A 22,137-nucleotide genomic window follows, 5' to 3' on the forward strand; every position below is an offset into this window, starting at 1 on the left:
AATTTACAATTGATTCTATATGCTTCACCGTTTTGTTCGAATGTCGTTCCAAAAAGATAACATTGATAAATTCAAAAAGTTATTTCATGAGGTACAACCTACTATTGAAAGCTTTGAGGGCTGTCAGTCAGTACAACTTTTAGAAGATGCTGATGCCCTAAATAAAGTAATGACTTTTTCTATTTGGGAAAATCAAGAAGCCCTGGATCGATATAGAGATTCTGAGTTCTTTATCACTACATGGAAAAAAACTAAGGTGTTATTTAAAGAAAAAGCAGAGGCTTTTTCGATGTTTGAAGTAAAAAAATAGGGAAGCCTTTCGACTCCCCTATTTTCATTGATAAAAGTGATATCTTCTCCATTTATAATGTATTTTCAGTAATTACCAATTTGGTAAGTTTACTTTTAAAACTCTTCAAATTGTTACCTAGATATGTATTCTCTCCAAGTTTTACATAGCTTTCTGGAACAAAATAGTACTTATCTATTCTTCCATTCTTCAGTGGTTGTACATCTCTTGAGTGTATGTTCCCATTAAAATCGACTTCAGCAAATTGAATCTTATCTACGTTCATATTAGCATAGAAGAAAAGGATGGTATCATCAAATTGCTCCATAAACATACCTTTGCATAGAATTGTGTTTCTATCAAGTACTTGATATTTATGATAATTTTTTATCCAATTTACTTTGCCTTTATCATCAAAGTTAACAAAACAAACATCACCATAATACATTTTGAAATTGCTACTAGTGCTCGTCATACCTGTATTAGGGTCGGTTGAAGTAGTTACATAAGTTTGTTCATTATACATTTCACTTGCCAAAGTAAATGAATTATTAGAATGGAAAAATAAACGTAATGGTTTTGTACGACCACTAATAAAAACATCTTTACCTTTAGCGAATTGCTTATTCAATTTCTCATCCTTACCTACAAATTTACCTGCTTTTTCTGCTGATTTAGGGTAAGCATCAGATACCATAAAATCCTTACGTTGTTTATTTGTAAAGGGAGTATGAATACTATTTAAGGTTTTAAGAGTAATTGGATCCATCATCTCAATCATAATACCTTTAATATCTTTACTCTTTGAAGTTACATCTGAATAATAACCAACTACTCCTACTTTTCCATTGTAGGGTTGTAAATAAAGGGCGTTATTATAATATTTAGTATTAGAAAACACTTTAGTAATAGCATTTCGCTTTCCATTAGAAAAGGCGTACAAAACATATTTTTCTAGTTTCTCTTTTTTCTCTTTTACCTTAGATAAGAAATAAAAAGAGCCTTCATTTGTAAGTTTAATGTTCTCCGATTTTATATTTGTCGCTTTATCTAAAGAAGACGCTAAAGTTGACAAATAACCATCCTTGTTATACTGTGGAATCTTATTAAGAATGATCCATTGTCTCTTAAAATTTCGATCCATTACTTCAACATAAACATCTGTTGATTTTGCCTTTTTCACAGAATTGTAAGAATAAATACAGAGTAGTTCCTTATTAGGTGACAACTTGTAATTATATGTTCCTTGTCTGTTATGATCTTTATCTCCTGATTGACGTGATACTAAAATAGGTTTTTCAAAACCAGAGTTATTATCATTCAAACGCATTCTATACAAATGATTGGCTGACTTTGAATGAGTAGAAAAGAATAACCAAATTTTCTCTTGTTTATCTTGGTAGATAAATTCATAAGTTTTATCAGGTGCTCCATTTAAGGCCCCTAAGGCAATGTCCTCTAAAGAAAGTTCTTTTTTAATGTTGAGATCATGATCAAAAATTTGAAGTTCAAGCTTAACTTTTGTTCCAATTCCGACAACTGGTCCAAAACCACCAGGTAATGCTAAGCCAACTCCTTTTCCTTTACCACTTAACACATAAATGAAATTGTCGTTTTTTGCAACGACTCCAAAACTTGTTTCAGTAAGACCCGTTTTGGTTTTTTCACCAAACTCAAAGTCAAGATTGTATTTTACTTGACCTATGGCATTGTTGTAGGTACAGAATACACCCAATAGTATTGCATAAATAAGTGTTAGTTTCATCTAATTAAATAATTGAAGATTAAAAAATAGTCATAAAAAAAAGGATACCTTAGTATCCTTTTCCAAATATAATAAATTTTGTATTACTCTCCGCAATATTCAGTACCTGCTTCTGGTGTTTCGAAAATTACCACTTTATAAAGTGCAGGTAAAGCAGGTTTAATTTTGTTCCAAACCCACATAGAAATCACCTCTGAAGTTGGATTCTCTAAACCTTCTACTTCATTTAAGAAATTGTGGTCTAAAACTTTCCAGATAGGGTTGACCACTTCGTCAATCTCGTTAAAATCAATGACCCATTCGTATGGCATCACTAACTCACCATCAAAGTGTAATTCCATCTTCCATGAGTGACCGTGGATTCTTCTACAAGGGTGACCCTCTGGCATATGAGGCAAGAAATGAGCTGCCTCAAACATATAGGATTTAAATATCTTCATTGTGTTCTGGTATCAATTCTGTAAAAACAGACAAAGATAACAGAGTACAAACGTTCTAATGGAGGATTTTAAACACCAATTCTTTAAGATTTTCGTCATCAGAAAGTGACGCTCGGATTCCTTTTGCTTTTAAATCGGCATCTTGTAGCGTTTCAATGACTTGTATCACCTTATTTTTTGGGTAGTTGGTAGCTGCTTCTTTATAATCTTTGATAAAGTAAGGGTTTACTCCGATCATTTTGGCTAATGCCTGTTCATTTTGATTGAAGTTTTCGTGCATCACCAACAACTTAGAGAAATAAGAGAATAAAGTGCCTACAACGACCACAAAAGGATTGCTTTTTGGATTGTTGTTAAAGTACATCACAATTCTATTGGCTTTAAGCACATCTCTTTTACCTAAGGCATTTTGTAATTCAAATACGTTATAATCTCTACTTATACCAATATGTTTTGAGATTAAACCTTCAGTAATTTCAGTTTGCTCATCATAATTTAGCATCAACTTTTCCATCTCATTGGATATTCTACTCAGATCATTTCCAATGTATTCCGCAATCATATTAACTGCTCGATCTTTTATTTTGAAGTTTTTGCTTTTACAATATTCTTTTACCCATCCAGGGACTTTATTATCGTATAGTTTTTTCGTATCTAATAAGACGGCATTTTTATCCACTGCTTTTTTAGCTGCACCTCTCCCATCCAGTTTCTTGTTCTTTAAACAGATGACTAATACAGTAGAAGGTACAGGATTAGAAGCATATTGTGCAAACATTTCCTGACTTGGCTTTCGATTAAAATCAGGCAAGTCTTGAGCTTCTTTGACAATAATCACCTGACGCATGGCCATCATAGGAAATCTTCTAGCACTTTCTAATACTTGTACAAGTGTAGTATCCTTTCCGTAAAGAATGGTTTGATTAAAACTTTTTTCGGCTTCCGTTAAAGCATTTTCTTCAACGTAATTAGCTATTTGATCGATAAAAAAGGGTTCATCTCCTTGTAATACATACAAAGGAGAAAAATTTCCTTCCTTCATTTTCTTAAGTATCGATTCGCTTGTAAAGGCCATAAAAGTTTGTAAATGTTCGTCTAAATTAAGGAGTGCAATTTATACCTATCTGCTTTGAAAAAAAAGAATTCCTAGTTCTTTATCAATAACAAATATGTATGAAGAAAAAATGTAGTGTAAAAAATTAATTTCCGGGTCTCACATTGATCCCGTATTCCAAAACTTTTTGGTTGATGGTACTTCCCACGACATTATATCCTGATGGAAAATCTGGGTTAAATACACTCACAACATAAATTTGAACTCCATTACTACTTCCTTCTGTATAGGAATTCACTATTGGAGGATTGTCCACTTGTCTTTCAAATCTATCAATCCAATTATCAATAGCCTGTTGTTTTTCTTCGGGTGTTTCCCCCTCTAAATTATCCACAAAGATGGGATTATATTCACAAGTAGGGTTTCCATAAAAAGGATTATCTATTAAGGTTCCATCACCTAATCGAACAAGTGAATCGGATACATGACTACAATAAGGGTTACCCACCAATTCTGACTCGTCTGAACGGAATACATAATAGCTCCTATTCAGTTTTGAATAATCCAAATGAACCAAACCTATATTTTGTGCATAATATGCTGTTCTTAATTCAAAATTTTCTTGAGAATCATCACTGATATTAATTTCTTTAATAGTGGCCACCCTATCGAATTGTTTATCATCAAATCTATAAAAACGTCCCACAGACTCTACCTCATATCGAATATCAACACCACTAGGTGTTTCACTTCCTTGGTTATTAAAAGCATTCTGATTCCATTTTAATCGATCATACAAAGGATTTACCAATTTAATGTAAGGCACGCCATTCTCGTATCTTATCACTTGATTATCCCTGTAAGTTACTGACCAAATAGAATCTAATGCCCATTCAGTGTTCGCATCAGGTCTCTTATATCTTTCTAGTCGATAATTCGTATGACCTAAACCATCATCAAAAGGCTTATCAATTCTTTCCATTAGTTGAATCGTACTTTGTTTAATAATACCATCAGAATTATCAGCTGTACCATAGTTTAAATCTACACTATCGATTTGATAAGAAATGTACCATCCTTCTTGAATTGGATAATATAACTCAGCATCAGAATAAGATGGAGGAACTGTATTTGTCTGACAAGAAAAACAACATAAAGTCCCAATAAATAAGGTGAGTAATCTATATATTTTTGAGGTCATATAAACGTATTTGCTTTGCAAATGAATTCTCGAAAAGTGATTTATCTATATAAATATAAAAAATGTTGTTTACTTATTTTCCTTCTTCTGATATTTTCATGAAAATAAAAAAAGAGCACCCGGATAAAGGTGCTCTTAAACGTTCAAGTTTGGGACTTAAACTGGATACTTCTGATAAAGTATATTTTTATATCACTATTAGATAAATGGATTCTTCTCTCTGTGATCGCTCAATTTTTTGAAACCTTCTTCCAATTGAACTAAATCCTTTTCTTCCTCAGTGTTCGACTCTGGAGTTTCTGATAATGGAACATTTTGCGGGATAAAGTCTCCAAAACCATCCTTGTCTGCACCAGGCTTAGATAAATCGTATGGCCAACGATAAACAATTGGCAATGCACCCGGCCAGTTACCGTGACCTGGCTTTCTTGGAGTTGTCCACTCTAATGTAGTAGAGTTCCAAGGGTTCTCAGATGCATGACGTCCTTTGAACATACTCCAGAAAAAGTTAAATACAAAGATGAACTGACCAGCAACTGTTACCATTGCAGCAATTGAGATAAATGTATTTAAGTCTGTGAATGTAGAGAATGCGTCAAAGTTTGTGAATGAGTAGTATCTTCTTGGGAAACCTGCAATACCAATGTAGTGCATTGGGAAGAATACTAAGTAAGCACCTAGGAATGTCAACCAGAAGTGAACGTAACCTAAAGCTGAGTTCATCATTCTACCGAACATTTTAGGATACCAATGGTACACACCTGCCATCATACCAAAGAATGATGCAGAACCCATTACCAAGTGGAAGTGGGCTACTACGAAGTAAGTATCGTGTAATTGGATATCCAATGCAGAGTTACCTAATATAATACCAGTAACACCACCTGAGATAAACAATGATACTAGACCAATTGAGAATAACATTGCAGGAGTAAATACGATATTACCCTTGAATAATGTTGTGATGTAGTTAAAGGCTTTTACAGCTGATGGCACAGCAATAATCAATGTTAGTAACATGAATACTGTACCCAGGAATGGGTTCATACCTGATACGAACATGTGGTGTGCCCATACAATAAATGATAGGAAGGCAATACCCAACATAGAACCGATCATGGCTTTGTAACCGAAGATTGGCTTTCTTGAGTTCGTAGAGATAACTTCTGATGTTAGACCTAAAGCTGGAAGTAATACGATGTATACCTCAGGGTGACCTAAGAACCAGAATAAGTGTTGGAACAAGATTGGGCTACCACCTGAATTTGATAATAACTCACCTTGAATAAAGATATCAGATAAGTAGAATGAAGTTCCGAAAGAACGGTCAAACACTAATAATAAAGCTGCTGCAAAAAGAACTGGGAATGATAACACACCAATGATGGCTGTGATAAAGAATGCCCAGATTGTCAAAGGCAATTTACCGAATGACATACCTACAGTTCTTAAATTGATTACTGTAGAGATATAGTTGATAGAACCTAATAGTGAAGAAGCAATGAAGAAAACCATTGATACTAACCATAAAGTCATACCTAAACCAGAACCAGATACCGCTTGTGGTAATGCTGATAATGGAGGATAGATTACCCAACCACCTGATGCAGGACCTGTAGAGATGAACAACGAAGCCAACATGATTACAGAAGCTAATGCAAATAACCAGTACGACAACATGTTCATAAAACCTGAAGCCATATCTCTTGCACCAATCTGTAATGGAATAAGGAAGTTAGAGAAAGTACCACTTAAGCCTGCTGTTAATACAAAGAATACCATGATGGTTCCGTGCATCGTTACTGCTGCTAAGTAGAATGTAGTATCCATTTTACCACCTTCTGTAATCCAATCACCTAGTAATGGTCTTAACCACTCTAAGTCAGCTTCTGGGAAACCTAATTGAATACGGAATAATAGAGACAAACCACCACCGATGATTGCCCATAGGATACCTGAAATTAAATATTGTTTGGCGATTACTTTGTGATCGTAAGAAAATACGTAATTCGTCCAAAAGTTGCCATGATGATGATCATCGTGGTGATCGTCATGACCTACTGCATTATTTTCTACGTCTAATACTACGCTTGCCATAGTTATATAACTTTAAAAATTTTTCGTTTCTGAATTAGTTTGCTTGAGCTACTGAGTTCTTTTCGGCTTTTTTAGCTTCCCAAACAGCCATGTAGTCAGGGTTTTTCTCTAACCACGATTTTTGTTTTTGTAACCAAGCATCGTACTCCTCTTGAGTCACTACTTTTACAATCTTTCTCATACCAAAGTGACCAGAACCACAAACCTCTGTACAAGCTAACTCATAGTTAAACTTAGGGTTTCCAGTTTTCTGACGCATCTCCTCAGTAGTAATTGTAGGAGTAAATTTAAATCTTGTAGGCATACCAGGTACAGCATCCATTTTCACTCTAAAGTGAGGAAGGAATACTGAGTGAATTACATCAATTGCTCTAATCTTTAACTCTACCTCTTTATTTACAGGGAAATAAAGTTCACGAGCCATAAAATCATCTGTAGCGTTCACATCGTCAAAGTCCACTCCCATTGAGTTTGTGTTGTCAATGTTGGCCACATCATATTTACCAAGTTTCAAGTCTTTACCAGGGTAACGAATTTCCCATGCGAATTGCTTACCCATCAATTCGATTTGCACTGCGTCATCTTGTGCAGGTGCTGTAATATCAGACCATGCTCTCCAACCGAAGAATACTAAAGTTGCCATTACAACTGCAGGTACAATTGTCCATGCAATCTCTAACTTATCGTTATCAGGGTAGAAGTCAGCCGTTCTTTTTTCAGAATGTTGATAAAAGAATGGGAATGTAAACAACAATACGTGAGTTAAGGCAAAAGCCAAGAATACAACTCCTAATGTAGTGTTGAATAAGAAATCAGTTTCCTTACCGTGAATCGATGCTGCTTCTGGCAAAAAGTATTGTGCCGCGTCGTTGTAAGACCAATAGATACCTATAAATCCTAATACGAGTAACACTGGAAATAATGCAGCATTAATTTTGTTACTTGATGATACTTTCTTCTTATCTTCTTTAGCTATCCCTACTAAAGTGATAATTCGATAAACCAAAGCTAAAACAGCTATGATAAGTATCGCTCCTGTGGCAAATAATAGAGCCGTTGTCATACTTTCTAAATAGTGTGTAGTTCGTGATATACTTTACATAGTGACATTTTGATCACCAAAATTGTTTTTATGTGAAGTTTAGTTCCATAAAATTCCCTCAAATATATTAAAGAAATTTGTTATTGATGATATTTATCATACTTTTTTAATGACTTTAAATGATATTTTTTATAAGTGATTTGAATTTCAAGGTTTTAAAATCAAAAAAGACCACTTATTACTAAGTGATCTTCATTATCAAAATATGATTTTATGGATTTTCAATCGGATATTGAAACCTATTAATATTCTACACGTACGACCTCAATCCCTGCCTTTCTTAGCAAATCTAAACCGGATGTGTCTCTATATTCTCGTTTATAATAGAACTTCTTGATTCCTGCTTGCACTATCAACTTCGCACATCCAAAACAACAACTATCAGTACAATAAATAGATGCTCCTTCTGTGGAATATGTAGACTTCGCTGCTTTGGTAATAGCATTCGCCTCAGCATGCAATACTTCTTCTTTGGTTTTAAGTACTACATTTTTCTCTCCTGTAGTTTCATCAATGGTCTCTAATTCAAACTCACAGGCATTTTCAAATCCTTTCGGAGTTCCATTATACCCCATTGAAATAATATTACCGTCTTTAACGATAATTGCTCCTACTTTTAAACGAACGCATCGGCTTAACTCACCAATGGATTCGGCACATCGCATAAAAGCGATATCAAATTCTTCGGCTCTTGTCATAGTTTAAAAAATTAGATGTGAAAAAAGCCCACAACCGAAGCTGTGAGCTTTTCATTTATTTCATTGTCTGAAATTATCTACTCAAGTAAAGGTTTCTTCTAGAGTAAATATCTAGGAAGAACTCATCTTTTAATGAATCGATAAAGTAAATTGCTTCACCTGTAGATTTCATTTCAGGTCCTAATTGCTTGTCAACGTTAGGGAATTTCTCGAAAGAGAATACTGGAATCTTGATCGCATAACCTTCTTTCACTGGTTTGAAATCAAAATCAGTCACTTTCTTGTCACCCAACATTACTTTAGTGGCATAATTCACGTAAGGCTCTTGGTATGCTTTACAGATGAATGGAACTGTACGAGATGCACGAGGGTTCGCCTCAATGATGTACACTTTATCATCTTTAATTGCAAACTGAATATTCAGTAAACCTTTCGTTTTCAATGCTACTGCAATACGCTTAGTGTAATCTTTGATTTGCTCAATCACTAAATCACCTAAGTTATATGGAGGTAGAACTGCGTAAGAGTCACCTGAGTGAATACCTGCTGGCTCGATGTGCTGCATGATACCTACGATATATACATTCTCACCGTCACAGATCGCATCTGCTTCAGCTTCAATTGCACCATCTAAGTAGTGATCAAGAAGAACTTTGTTACCAGGAATATCACGAAGTGTTTCCACAACATGTTGCTCTAACTCTTCCTCGTTGATTACAATCTTCATTTTCTGACCACCTAGTACATAAGAAGGTCTTACTAGAAGAGGGAATCCTAAGTCTTCCGCTTTCTCCAATGCTTCATCAGCAGTTTCGATTACGTCGAATTTAGGGTAAGGAATGTTATTTTCTTTCAACAATGTTGAGAAGCTACCTCTATCTTCAGCCAAATCAAGTGCTTCATAAGAAGTTCCTAAGATCTTGATACCATATCTAGTTAATTTCTCAGCAATCTTCAAGGCAGTTTGACCACCCAATTGAACGATTACACCTTCTGGTTTTTCATGAAGGATAATTTCGTAGATATGTTCCCAGAATACAGGCTCGAAGTATAATTTATCTGCAATATCAGGGTCAGTTGATACTGTTTCTGGGTTACAGTTGATCATGATAGTCTCATAACCTGCTTCTTTAGAAGCTAATACACCGTGAACACAGCAGTAATCAAACTCGATACCTTGACCAATACGGTTAGGACCTGCACCTAATACTACAACTTTCTTTTTCTTCGAAGTTGGTGATTCATTTTCACCATCAAACGTAGAGTAGAAATATGGAGTTTTTGCTTCAAACTCAGCTGCACAAGTATCTACAAGTTTCCACTGACGTTTGATATCAAATTCTTTGTAACGCTTATCGAATACTTCTGATTCTAAACATCCCAATAAGTGGGCAATCTGACGGTCGCCAAATCCTTTTTGCTTCGCTTCAAGAAGTAAATCTTTGCTGATCTCTTCTAATGTTGTTTCTTGAATTCTCTTCTCAACCAACACTAGATCTAAGATCTGACGTAAGAACCACTTATCAATTTTAGTAATCTTACGTACTGTTCTCATGGCGATACCCAATTTCATGGCATCCCAAATTCTGAACAATCTATCCCATGATGGGTGCTCCAATCCATGAAGGATTTCTTCTTGGTTCGTTACCTCTTTACCGTCAGAACCAATACCATTACGTTTGATCTCTAAAGACTGACACGCTTTTTGGATCGCTTCTTGGAAAGTACGTCCGATACCCATAACCTCACCTACTGCCTTCATTTGAAGACCTAGTTCACGGTTAGCACCTTTAAATTTATCAAAGTTCCAACGAGGGATCTTAACAATTACGTAGTCCAATGCAGGCTCGAAGAACGCTGAAGTTGTACCAGTAATTGGGTTTTTCAATTCGTCTAAGTTATAACCGATAGCCAACTTAGCTGCAATCTTAGCGATTGGGTAACCTGTTGCTTTCGACGCTAAAGCTGATGAACGAGATACACGAGGGTTAATCTCGATACCAATAATTTCATCATCGTTAGGAGAAACTGAGAACTGTACGTTACATCCACCTGCAAACATACCGATACCGTTCATCATCTTGATCGCAAGATCTCTCATTCTTTGATAAACTGTATCTGGAAGCGTTTGTGCTGGAGCCACTGTGATCGAGTCACCAGTATGAACACCCATTGGGTCAAAGTTTTCGATCGAACAGATAATGATTACATTACCTAAGTCGTCTCTCAACAATTCCAATTCGTATTCTTTCCAACCTAAAATAGATTGTTCGATAAGCACTTCGTGTACTGGAGACATCTCCAAACCTCTCTTTAATGCTTTCTCGAATTCGTCTGGTGAATTTACAAAACCACCACCTGAACCACCAAGGGTAAATGATGGACGGATAACTAGTGGGAATCCAATTTCTTGAGCAATCTCTTTACCTTGAAGGAAAGATTTTGCAGTACGTCCTTTACACACACTTACGCCAAGCTCAAGCATTTTCTGGCGGAACAACTCACGGTCTTCTGTAGTTTGGATGGCATCGATATCTACACCGATGATCTCTACACCGTAGTCTTCCCAAATACCTGCTTCTTGACAATCAATCGCTAAATTAAGTGCTGTCTGACCACCCATTGTTGGTAGTACAGCATCGATATCATGCTTTTCAAGAATTTCAATGATGGATTTTTTCTCTAGAGGGCGAAGATAGACGTTGTCCGCTGTTACAGGGTCCGTCATAATCGTCGCTGGATTCGAATTAATCAAGGTTACTTCGATACCTTCTTCTCGTAGGGAACGAGATGCTTGAGTTCCTGAGTAATCAAACTCACAGGCTTGTCCAATTACGATTGGTCCACTCCCGATGATAAGTACCGATTTAATGTGATTCTTCTTAGGCATTTTGCTATTCTTTAAAAAACATGTCTTAACACTCGGGATGCAAAACTAACCTTATTTATAGAAAAAACATCATAAAAAATGGATAAAATCATCAAATAGTAATTAAAGTAAAAATATCTATAGTTTATAAAAAACTTCGTCTATATTTGTATTTTTTCCAAAATCTACCTTTATGCTAACAAAACGAATAATTCCTTGTTTGGACATCAAAGACGGTAAAACTGTAAAGGGTGTCAACTTTGTAGAATTAAGAGATGCAGGGGACCCTGTAGAGCTAGCACAGATCTATTCTGATCAAGGAGCAGACGAGTTAGTCTTTCTTGATATTACTGCTACAGTCGAAAAAAGAAAAACATTAATTGAGTTAGTTCAGAAAGTAGCTGCTCAAGTAAATATACCTTTTACTGTGGGTGGCGGTATTTCTACTGTAGAAGACGTTTCTGCTTTGTTAAATGCCGGTGCTGACAAAGTTTCCATCAACTCTTCTGCTGTAAAGAGACCTGAATTAATTAATGAATTAAGTAATGAATTTGGTGCTCAATGTATTGTTGTTGCAGTAGATACTCGTTATGTCGACGGAGAACATATTGTACACGTTAGAGGTGGTAGAACTCCTACTGAATTAAGAACTATTCCTTGGGTACATGAGTGCCAAGAAAGAGGTGCAGGTGAAATTCTTTTAACTTCTATGGATCACGATGGAACCAAAGCAGGTTTTGCCATAGAATTAACAAAGGAAATATCGACAAGCTTAAATATCCCTGTGATTGCATCAGGTGGTGCGGGCTTAGAAGAGCATTTTATTGATTTGTTCTCTCAGAATGCTGCTGATGCTGCATTGGCTGCTAGTATTTTTCACTTTAAGGAGATCAGTATTCCTGACCTAAAGCAACATTTAAGAGAAAATGATGTCGAGGTAAGAATTACTCATTAATTTACAGGGCGATGAACATTCATTCACGAAATTTGTTAATATCAAATGAGATCTTGATTGTTCATTTAACAATTTTGTTTTATTATTGCATCCACAAAAAGAACAAACTTTTGATGAATTTAGGTTTATTAATTGTATATCAAGCACTTAGAATAAACTTCTGCTTTTAAGTTTCGTATATTTGTTTGTATTACTTTTCAATACCTCTATCATACATAAAGAATAATAACACTAACCATGTATATTGAAGTTTTAAAATCGAAAATCCACAGAGTAAAGGTTACTCAAGCCGAATTAAATTATGTAGGCAGCATTACAGTGGACGAGGATTTAATGGAAGCAGCTGACATTATTGAAGGCGAAAAAGTTCAGATCGTTAATAACAACAACGGCGAACGCTTCGAAACTTATGTAATTACAGGAGAAAGAGGTAGCGGAATCATTTGTTTAAATGGAGCTGCAGCTCGTAAAGTTCAGGTGGGTGATGTCCTAATTTTAATTTCTTATGCCTTAATGAAGCAAAAGAAAGCAAAGGAATATAAGCCAAAATTGGTCTTCCCTAATGATGATAATAAACTAGAGGATTAATCCTTTTTACATAAAATTTTATTTTTGCCAACTTGATTTTTTTATGATTAAGTTGGCAAATTTATTTTATATTGAAGAAATTTTTTAAAAAACCTTTCAATTCTTCAGTATACTTTAAGAAAGGGCATTATCGTAATGAAATTAAAAGAAATTCTTAAATATATCTTCTCCTTCTTTTTAGCTGGTGCGTTACTTTGGTATGTACTTAAAGGACAAGACTTAGGAGATATAAAACACACTATCTTAAATTCACATTGGCAATGGCTTTTTGTATCAGCTAGCTTTGCCTTATTTAGTCATTACATTAGAGGCTTAAGATGGGGTTTAATGTTGAAGCCACTTAATTTAAAAACTAGTCCATCAAATTTATTTATGGCTACAATGAGTGGCTACGCTGGAAATACTGTACTACCTAGATTTGGAGAATTCTTCCGATGTGGTATTCTTCAAAAATTATCTGGAATTCCTGCAAAAACTTCTTTTGGTGCTGTTCTGATCGAAAGAGCTGTAGATATGATTGTCTTTATAGTTCTATTCGGCATTGCATTTCTAAGTCAGTTTGATAGACTTTATGAAATGGTCACCCCTCATATTGATGCTCAGGGTGAGGCAATGGAAAGACGATTCCTTCTACTTGGCTTCTTAGCATTTGGTTTAATTGTCACTTGTGTTCTTCTCTACTTAGTTAGAGAACGCTTGATGAAAACCCCTTTATTCAGAAAGATTCAAACCATGTTTATGGGAGTTTATGATGGGATGCGTGCTGTCTTAAAACTCGAACGTAAAGAATTCTACATATACATTGCCTATACAGCTTTAATCTGGGTAAGCTACTTTTTTATGTCTTACGTTGTATTCTTTGTTTTAGATGATACATCCCATTTATCAATAGGTGTAGGTTTTGTAATGATGATGATGAGTGGGCTTGGAATGGTTATCCCAACTCCTGGAGGAACAGGTTCCGTTCACTTTTTCGCCACTCAAACTCTGATTGCTTATGGTATTGCAGAAGCAGAAGCTTCATCATATGCTTTAATTATGCACACCTCTCAAACCATTTTAGTTTTAGTTGTAGGAGGAATCAGTACGCTTATCGCAAATCATAAAGAAGGACATTCACAAGAAGAACATATCAATCAAGAAGATGCACTCAAAAAATAAAATCGTTTCTATAGAAGAAGCAGTTCGTATTAGAAAAGAATGGAAGGCAGCTGGAGAAAAAGTAGTCTTCACTAACGGATGCTTCGATATTGTACATTTAGGTCATGTAGATTACCTTGAACAAGCTCGTCTTAAGGGATCAAAAATGATATTGGGTCTTAATACAGACGATTCGGTAAAAAGATTAAAGGGTGAAGAAAGGCCAATTAACAATGAATATGCGAGAGCAAGATTGTTGGCAGCCTTCGAATTTATTGATATGGTGATCTTATTTGGTGATGACACTCCTCTTGATCTTATATCGACCTTATTACCTGATGTTCTTGTTAAAGGAGCTGATTATACAATAGATAATATTGTTGGTGCAAAAGAAGTGATGGACAATGATGGTAGTGTAGAAACTATTACGCTTGTAGAAGGATTTTCTACTTCATCGATTATTGAAAAAATTAGACAACATGGTCTATAAAATGATATTACAGTAAAAAAAAGCAGTGAATTTAGATTCACTGCTTTTTTTATTAGTTGCCTTCTAGCTGATTCACTAAAAGAACATATTGTGATTCTGCATCATCAGCAGACATTCCTTTGATTTTATCCCAAGCATCCCATTTGGCATTTCCTTTAAAGTCAAAACCACCTGGCCTTTCTGTGTTTACATCACCTTCTGTCGCTTGTTTGAAAAAAGCATATAGCTTTAACAAATCATCGTTCGAAGGTCTTTCCGGTAAATTGTTTACTCTCGTTTGTGCGTCTTTAAATGCTTCAGAAGCCATATAAATAGATATTAGTTAAGGTGTAAATAATATATTAAATAGAATCGCGCATCCACAATTCTGTTCTTCCAAATAATTTGATTCCAACGTATCCTCTCATCTTTAAAACGTTTGGCCCAGCACTTTGAATAGAACCACTATACGTTTTTCCTGAATCAGGGTCATACACTTCACCATCCTCCCAAGTACCTTTTCCTTTGTACTCAAAATTTGAGAGAATTGTCATGTTTTCTAATAAAACTTCTCTTTTAGAAGAGTCTGGATTAAGCTTATCAATTCTCGGCCCTCCATCTTCTTCTTTGTCTCTCAACATCCAAACAATTTTACCTTGAGCTTTACCAGTATCATCGATACTAATTTGTACTTTGGCATCCTTTAATCCAGTGAGCCAAACACCTTCAATATTTTTTTGTTGATTATCAGACATAATTTTGATTTTAGAATTTCCATTTCTATTTCATATTGAAAGTAGCAAAATAATTCCATATTATAAAAACAATCATTCACTTAAAAAGAAAGAAGATCAAAAATCATGTTTTCAAATTGCTTGATACTAACCTGATTTTGATTAAAATATATTTTTGATTTAAGGTTAAAAGAAAAGCACTTACCAAAAAATGATAAGTGCTTAAGCTATTGTTCCAATTATAAACTCTACTAAATTATCGGAACATGGAAAACTGTTTTTTATGATTTTATACTTACATCAATATTAAATCGAATTCAAGGTATAAGTGTAAGTACCTTTAGCGGGATCTAAGATCAATGTAATTTTGTAATTACCTGCTGTTACCTGAAGGTTTCCTCCACCTTCCGATAACTGTCCATCAGCATCGCCTTCTCCAAGGTTATAATCCCAATTACCATTGGCTCTAAACTTCATTTCACCATCAGTCAAAGTAGTTTCAACTGACCAAGATGAAGTTGCAGGATCTAATGTTAAATCAGTATCAACATCCCAGCTACCAGTTGCGTCACCTACGATACCCCAGCTCATTGGAACCAATGAGTAAGTTAACTCGTCGATATTAACTGTAACAGTATATTGATTAGGCTCACCTACAGGAATGTCTCCACCTTCAGGATCTAAAGTACCTTCTGTAGCACCCATACCGTAATTGGTAGCATCCCAACCTTTCATAGTTGAAACTTTAAAGTTACCACCAATAATGCTTCCTTCTTCTTCCGCTGACATCCAAATAATGTTAGTGTAATTACCAGGGTTTTCATCATCATGACTAATCACATCTGCATCGTTATGATTCCATCCATTAAAGTTACCTGCTAACCATAATGTTGGCTGATAACCCATATAAGGAATCACATCAAAAGTTGTCATTGAAGACGATAATCTTGGGCTGTTATCGTGTCCTTCTCCGATATAAGATTCCACTCTTAGTGACACTCTTACTTCTTTCACATCGCTTGGATCAGTTACACCAGTAATCTCATTTACTGTTTTACTGATTTCTTTTTCCAATAAAACCGAAGATGTTGCACTTGCAGTTGCCACCGTAATGACCTCCTCATTCTCATATCCTTCGACTGAGGTAACCACATTGTATTTATACTCTGTAGATTTACCATAATCTGCTGATGACCATTCTAAAGTAGTAAACTCATTTTCTTGAGTTTCTTCCGTAAACTCATAAAGTTTATCTTCTGGTCCTTGTGTAATTTCGGGACCTACCCAAGTATCACTACCTCCAATCTGAGTAAGCTCATCATTTGTTGAACAAGAGAAGATACTTGCAGCTAAAACTGTTAAGGCTAAAAATCTTTTCATAACTATATATTTTTTATAGGTTTTTTCGATTTAATCGAACCTATTAATAACCAGGGTTTTGATTTAAATTAGGGTTGGCGCCAATTTCTGATGCAGGAATCGGGTACAATTCGTATCTCGAATCTACATTACTGATACCGTTAGGAGTTGAAGTGTTCGTTCCTTTGAATGGCCATGCTGTAACATGCTCACTCTTAGTAAATGAATTGAATCTTCTTAAGTCCTGACGTCTGTGACCTTCCCAGTACAATTCTCTAGCTCTTTCTTCTAAAATGTTTTTCAATGTCATATCTGGTGTTTGACCTTGACGATTAGCTCTAGCCCAAAGTTTAGTAAACACTTGCTTATCGTGTTCTCCATATTTTCTGACTTTAATTTCAGCTTGCATCAACATAGCATCAGCTACTCTAAATACAGGGAAGTTTACTTCAGCAAAAGTAGCATCGCCAGGGTTGCCATTTGAATCTACGTTTCTAAATTTCATTACTGGTACACCTTGACTGAACTCGTAGAAATTTGTTACTTCTGGGGTATGTCCTTCACCGTAGAAGAATAAATCTCTTTCGTCAGAAACATTGTCGAAGTATTTATCAAGAGATACTAAAGCACGGTTACCACCCCAACCAGGTGCACCCATATAATCTCTATCCATTCCACCACCTGTCGCTGCATTGATTAGGTAAGTCATACCACCCCAAGTACGTGTTTGGTTACCGAAGTAGTTGATTGAGAAAATCACTTCATTACCTTCTTCGTAATTATCCATTAAGAATAAAGATTGGTAAGCACTTACGTTATTCTTTTTGTTTTCAGATAATGAATATCTATTTAAGACCTGCTCTACATAAGTCTCCGCTTTATCTAAATAATCACCTGGCAATAAACCTGCATCTAAATAAACTGGAGCATTAAGGTAAACTTTAGTCAATAGCATATAGGCTACACCAACGTTGGCTTGACCAAACATACTTTCACCTGTCTCTACTAAGTGTTGTTCGTTATCTTTATTAATAATCGACTCTAATTCTGAAGTAATGTACTTAAATAATTCATCACCATTATGCTTGGCTCCCCAAGGTGATGGAAGGTCCGCACCCACAGAGTTTTCTTCAGTAACTTTTGGTACACCATTACCATAAAGATCTAATGCATGCCAGTATGAATATGCTCTTAAGAAACGAGCCTCCGCAATCTGACGAGACAAATCGAATTCAGCACCTGCACAATCTCTGATAAATTGATTAGCAATTGAGATTTGATAAATTACTCTATAATACAATGCCTCGTTCAAAGTGTTAGTAGTTGACCAAGACATCGTTGACATATCAGGTTGTCCTGGGTCACCCCAACAGTTCAAAGCTTCATCAGTTGGTAATTCTTGGGCTTCCCAGTACCTTCTTAAATATTGAGAGGCTCCTTCATCAATACCACCTAAATCACCATTACCATCAGGTCCTTGCTGCCCTGTCACTGCATAGCCAGCATAAAGCTTTGCTAAACCTTGATTGTAATCTTCTACTGTTTGATATACATTGTCTTTAGTAGATACGTTTGGATCTACTGGAGTTGTATCCAATTGGTGCAAGCATGATGTGAAAGCTGTTGTTGCTACCACTGAAACTGCTGCAATATATTTTTTAAATGAATTAAATTTCATCTTAATTTCTAGTTATTGGTGATTAAAAGTTCACGTTGAAACCAATCATGTAAGTCGTTGGTCTTGGGTACATATTGTTGTCAATACCACCTTGAATCTCAGGATCGATACCTTTGTAATTTGAGAATACACAAGGGTTATTTACTGTACCAAACACTCTCAAGTTAGATTTACCTTTCAAGAAGTTATTGAAGTTGTAACCGATCATGATGTTGTCAATTCTAAGGAAGTTAGCATCTTGAACATAGTAATCAGAGTGTAATTGTCTTGTTTGGAAACCTGTGTTGTAGATATCAGTAGTTACGTTATTCGTATTGTTGTTTGCTGACACATACAATTGATCGTAGGCTGAGTTGTTCGAATCAACGTTATTGTAAACTTGAGCACCGAACTGTGCACGACCTGCTAAACTAAACTCCCAGTTTTTGTAACTTAAACGAGTGGTGAAACCGAAGTACAAGTTCGCCATTGGATCACCTGCGATGTACTTATCTTTTTCATCAATAACACCATCTCCGTTTCTATCAACATAAGCTCCTTCGATTGGCTTACCTGCATCATCATAAATTTGCTCGTACACAAGGAAAGAATATGGAGCATAACCTACTCTGTGGATTTGAACCGTTTCACCAGTACCCCCTGCGATACCACCTACTCTTACTCCTTCGTAACTTGGGTCATCTACTGTTGTTAATTTTGTAATCTTAGAGTCATTCCATGTCACGTTTACACCAAAGTCCCAATGGAAATCTTGTCTTTGAATGATCTTAGTATTCAATGATAATTCCACACCTTTGTTCTCCATTGAACCTACGTTCGTTAACAACATGTTTGTTAAGTTTGAGCCACCTGGAACAGGAATAACGTTTAATAGATCGTTAGTTACCCTGTAGTAAGCCTCAGCAGAACCTGTTAAACGATCATTAAAGAAACCAAAGTCAACACCAGCATTATATGTTACTGTCTCTTCCCATTTGATATTTTCATCATAACCACCTGGACGGGTTGTGTTAATGTACTCCCATTGTCCTGTATTTGGGTTATAGAAACCATATTTAGAGTTGTCATCACCAATTGTATAAGTTGGCATATATGGATAGTTACCTTGTCCAATATCTTGTTGACCAGTTACACCTACACCAGCTCTTAATTTCAAATCAGATACAAAATTCGCTGATTGCATCCAAGGTTCTTCGTTAATCTTCCAAGCTAAAGCTAATGAAGGGAAAGTACCCCATCTATTGTTTTGAGAGAAACGAGATGTACCATCTTGACGAACCGTAACAGTAGCCATATACTTGTTATTGAAAGTATAGTTGGCTCTACCGAAGAATGACATTAAGTAGTATTCTGTCGCCCATAATCTCATTGGGTTATCAATATTTCCATAAACGTTGTTTTCGTATGTACTACCCTCTTCATAGAAATGTTGCCAAGAATAACCACCCATTACATCAAATTTATGCTTACCAATCTCTTTATTGTATTGCGCATAAACATCTAATAATTCATTTCTCTTGTCCTGAGTATAATCAGAAACATATCCACCTTTCTTGTCGCTTCCTGCAGGTCCGTTGTTTTCATTCCAAGATGTTTCAACACCTTCATAAATACCACCTACAGATGATGAGTAATCATAACCCGCATTCACTTTGAAAGTTAAATCTTCAAATCCATGAACTTTATAATCAACCTGTGCATTACCAATACTTCTATTTACTGTAGATGTATTTGAGTTTTGGTTAATCATCGCCATTGGGTTAGAAGGTGCATTCACCGATCTACCTGATGTTGGATCATCTGAATTAGTCCAAGTGTGATATCCACCATATTGGTCGTATCTTGAATCATAAACTGATTGTGTTGGATCATAAGCAACAGCACTACCAATTGCACCAGTATTACCAAACTTGTTATTTACAAACATCCCTTTAATAGATGCATTCACTGATAAGTGATCATCTAAGAATTTAGGAGACAAATTCAAGTTTAAAGTAGTACGATCCATCGAAGATCCTTCTAAAGTACCGTTATCTAGAGTATAACCTACTGAAGCACGGTAAGGCAACCAACCTTTCACGTTACCAGAAACACCAACGTTATGGTCAGTAGAAACTGATGTTTTGAAGATTTCATTTTGCCAGTTCGTATTCGCATCACCTAATAAATGTTCACCTGGTCTACCCGACATGATATCTCTATACTGGTCAGCAGATAAAACATCGATTTGATCATTCAAAGTATTGATTGATACCGAACCGTTATAGTTTACATTGATTGAAGATTCGTGTTGTGATCCTTTTTTAGTAGTAATAATGATTACACCATTTGATGCTCTTGAACCGTAAATTGCTGTTGCTGATGCATCTTTTAGAACCGTCATTGATTCGATATCTGCAGGGTTAATGGCGTTCAAAGGGTTTCTCATACCAGAAACTCCATCGTTATCTACAGGCACACCGTCAATTACAATCAAAGGATCATTTGATGCTGACAGAGATGAACCACCACGAATACGGATTGTTGAACCAGAACCTGGAGCACCACCGCCTGTTGTAATCTGTACACCGGCTACTTTACCTTGTAATAAGCCTTGAGGTGAGTTAATGGCACCTTTGTTAAAGTTGTCTGCTGTTACAGCTTCAACAGAACCTGTAGCATCCTTTTTTGTAGTACTACCATAACCGATAACTAACACTTCTTCAAGTTGTTCAGCATCGACTTCCATATTGATATTGAAGTTAATTGTAGTTCCAATTTCTACGCTTTTCTTCGCATAACCAATATAACTAAACTCTAATGTTTTATCCTGATCTTCTAGTCCAAGAGAGAATTCTCCATCAAAATCAGTTGTAGTACCTCTTGCAGTCCCTTGAACAATAACTGCAACACCCGGTAAAGGTTGTCCTGTCTCATCGACTACAGTACCTTTTACGGTCTTGGATTGTGCAAAAACACCGTTCCCTACAAAAAGTAAGGACGCAAAGAACAGTGCACAAACGAAGAGTCTGTTTGTGATTAGTAAATTTTTAATCATAATAGGTCTATAAAATTAGTGTGTACTTATCCAGCATGGTTTAGAACCATTCATACTATCAAAAAACTATTGAATACTATTAAAGTTGTTAGAATTCAATAAAAGATATTACTATTGAATAAGACTATGAATAATGTTTAGCCCAGAAAGAATATTATCTGGATAAATTTAAGGTATTATAAAATTGATAATAACAATTCTTGTAAAAGAGGTTATTAGGTTTAAAGATTAATAATAAATTTAGGTAAATAACAATTTAAAATTAGTTATCACATTTCATTTAACTTTATGTTAGAGGATCTTTAAAATTGTCTCTATTTCTAGAGGTTTCTAATGATTACAAGTGCAATATAAACACTTAAATTTTAGTGTTAGATATAAATAATGATAAATATAAATTAACGCTTTAACAGATAGAAACCCGTTTCATTTGCACTTCAATGTTTAAATATGTTAGAATTGAAACATATAATATAAAATCAGTTAAACAACCGTTTGCTATGTATGTTAAACAAAGTTACAAAAAAGCAAGATGTTTAACACTTAACATTAATTTAACAATACAATGAACCCACTTTAGAACCCCATTATATTTATTTTCTATTTCTGACCTTTAATTGGAGTTTTTTAGTGTATTTTGAAAGGATATAATCATCATAATG

General features: G+C 35.4%; 18 protein-coding genes. 5 read left to right on the forward strand and 13 right to left on the reverse strand.

From position 1 onward, the window contains the following. Positions 1–19: 19 nt before the first annotated feature. Complete coding sequence (locus tag MY04_RS08320) at positions 20–310, forward strand: putative quinol monooxygenase (RefSeq protein ID WP_066208543.1); 291 nt, start codon at positions 20–22, stop codon at positions 308–310. Between the two features lie 52 nt (positions 311–362). On the opposite strand, the gene MY04_RS08325 is transcribed toward MY04_RS08320, so the two are convergent. From MY04_RS08325 to carB, 8 genes are all read right to left on the reverse strand, one after another. Next, entirely contained in the window at positions 363–2,054 is a 1,692-nt protein-coding gene (locus MY04_RS08325) for a hypothetical protein (protein WP_066208545.1), read from the reverse strand. 83 nt (positions 2,055–2,137) lie between these two features. Continuing rightward, positions 2,138–2,494, reverse strand: coding sequence for a 6-carboxytetrahydropterin synthase QueD (queD, locus tag MY04_RS08330; protein ID WP_066208547.1), 357 nt, complete (start codon positions 2,492–2,494; stop codon positions 2,138–2,140). 55 nt (positions 2,495–2,549) lie between these two features. Further along, the gene (gene holA, locus MY04_RS08335) at positions 2,550–3,569 is read right to left on the reverse strand and encodes a DNA polymerase III subunit delta (RefSeq protein ID WP_066208548.1); all 1,020 of its coding nucleotides are present in this window, start codon (positions 3,567–3,569) and stop codon (positions 2,550–2,552) included. Between the two features lie 124 nt (positions 3,570–3,693). Beyond that, a complete protein-coding gene (locus MY04_RS08340; protein WP_066208549.1) occupies positions 3,694–4,749 on the reverse strand; it encodes a hypothetical protein in 1,056 nt (351 codons plus the stop codon). Positions 4,750–4,947: 198 nt separating this feature from the next. Then, positions 4,948–6,846 (reverse strand): cytochrome c oxidase subunit I, encoded by a 1,899-nt coding sequence (locus tag MY04_RS08345; RefSeq protein ID WP_066208551.1) that lies wholly within the window; start codon positions 6,844–6,846, stop codon positions 4,948–4,950. Positions 6,847–6,880: 34 nt separating this feature from the next. After that, positions 6,881–7,909, reverse strand: a complete 1,029-nt coding sequence (locus MY04_RS08350; RefSeq protein ID WP_066208553.1) for a cytochrome c oxidase subunit II — start codon at positions 7,907–7,909, stop codon at positions 6,881–6,883. A gap of 281 nt (positions 7,910–8,190) precedes the next feature. Continuing rightward, positions 8,191–8,646 carry a deoxycytidylate deaminase gene (locus tag MY04_RS08355; protein ID WP_066208555.1) on the reverse strand — a complete coding sequence of 152 codons (456 nt, stop codon included), beginning with the start codon at positions 8,644–8,646 and terminating at the stop codon, positions 8,191–8,193. Between the two features lie 73 nt (positions 8,647–8,719). Then, positions 8,720–11,536 carry a carbamoyl-phosphate synthase large subunit gene (gene carB, locus MY04_RS08360; RefSeq protein ID WP_066208557.1) on the reverse strand — a complete coding sequence of 939 codons (2,817 nt, stop codon included), beginning with the start codon at positions 11,534–11,536 and terminating at the stop codon, positions 8,720–8,722. Between the two features lie 172 nt (positions 11,537–11,708). On the opposite strand from carB, the gene hisF reads away from it, so the two are divergent. From hisF to rfaE2, 4 genes are all read left to right on the forward strand, one after another. Then, on the forward strand, positions 11,709–12,470 hold the full coding sequence (gene hisF / locus MY04_RS08365) for an imidazole glycerol phosphate synthase subunit HisF (RefSeq protein WP_066208561.1): 762 nt from the start codon (positions 11,709–11,711) through the stop codon (positions 12,468–12,470). A 237-nt stretch (positions 12,471–12,707) separates the two neighbouring features. Beyond that, positions 12,708–13,058, forward strand: coding sequence for an aspartate 1-decarboxylase (gene panD, locus MY04_RS08370; RefSeq protein ID WP_066208563.1), 351 nt, complete (start codon positions 12,708–12,710; stop codon positions 13,056–13,058). 135 nt (positions 13,059–13,193) lie between these two features. Continuing rightward, entirely contained in the window at positions 13,194–14,219 is a 1,026-nt protein-coding gene (locus MY04_RS08375) for a lysylphosphatidylglycerol synthase transmembrane domain-containing protein (RefSeq protein ID WP_066208565.1), read from the forward strand. Then, positions 14,203–14,688 carry a D-glycero-beta-D-manno-heptose 1-phosphate adenylyltransferase gene (gene rfaE2 / locus MY04_RS08380; protein ID WP_066208567.1) on the forward strand — a complete coding sequence of 162 codons (486 nt, stop codon included), beginning with the start codon at positions 14,203–14,205 and terminating at the stop codon, positions 14,686–14,688. Before MY04_RS08375 ends, rfaE2 begins: the two co-directional genes overlap by 17 nt. A gap of 52 nt (positions 14,689–14,740) precedes the next feature. Here rfaE2 and MY04_RS08385 read toward each other — a convergent pair whose 3' ends face one another. From MY04_RS08385 to MY04_RS08405, 5 genes are all read right to left on the reverse strand, one after another. Then, positions 14,741–14,995 (reverse strand): acyl-CoA-binding protein, encoded by a 255-nt coding sequence (locus MY04_RS08385; RefSeq protein WP_066208568.1) that lies wholly within the window; start codon positions 14,993–14,995, stop codon positions 14,741–14,743. 34 nt (positions 14,996–15,029) lie between these two features. After that, entirely contained in the window at positions 15,030–15,422 is a 393-nt protein-coding gene (locus tag MY04_RS08390; protein ID WP_066208571.1) for a DUF2147 domain-containing protein, read from the reverse strand. 285 nt (positions 15,423–15,707) lie between these two features. Next, a complete protein-coding gene (locus MY04_RS08395; RefSeq protein WP_066208573.1) occupies positions 15,708–16,781 on the reverse strand; it encodes a SusF/SusE family outer membrane protein in 1,074 nt (357 codons plus the stop codon). A gap of 43 nt (positions 16,782–16,824) precedes the next feature. After that, on the reverse strand, positions 16,825–18,438 hold the full coding sequence (locus MY04_RS08400) for a RagB/SusD family nutrient uptake outer membrane protein (protein WP_066208578.1): 1,614 nt from the start codon (positions 18,436–18,438) through the stop codon (positions 16,825–16,827). 22 nt (positions 18,439–18,460) lie between these two features. Beyond that, on the reverse strand, positions 18,461–21,475 hold the full coding sequence (locus MY04_RS08405) for a SusC/RagA family TonB-linked outer membrane protein (RefSeq protein WP_084005810.1): 3,015 nt from the start codon (positions 21,473–21,475) through the stop codon (positions 18,461–18,463). Between the last annotated feature and the right edge of the window lie 662 nt (positions 21,476–22,137).

The sequence above is a fragment of the Flammeovirga sp. MY04 genome (assembly GCF_001682195.2).
Classification (GTDB): domain Bacteria; phylum Bacteroidota; class Bacteroidia; order Cytophagales; family Flammeovirgaceae; genus Flammeovirga; species Flammeovirga yaeyamensis.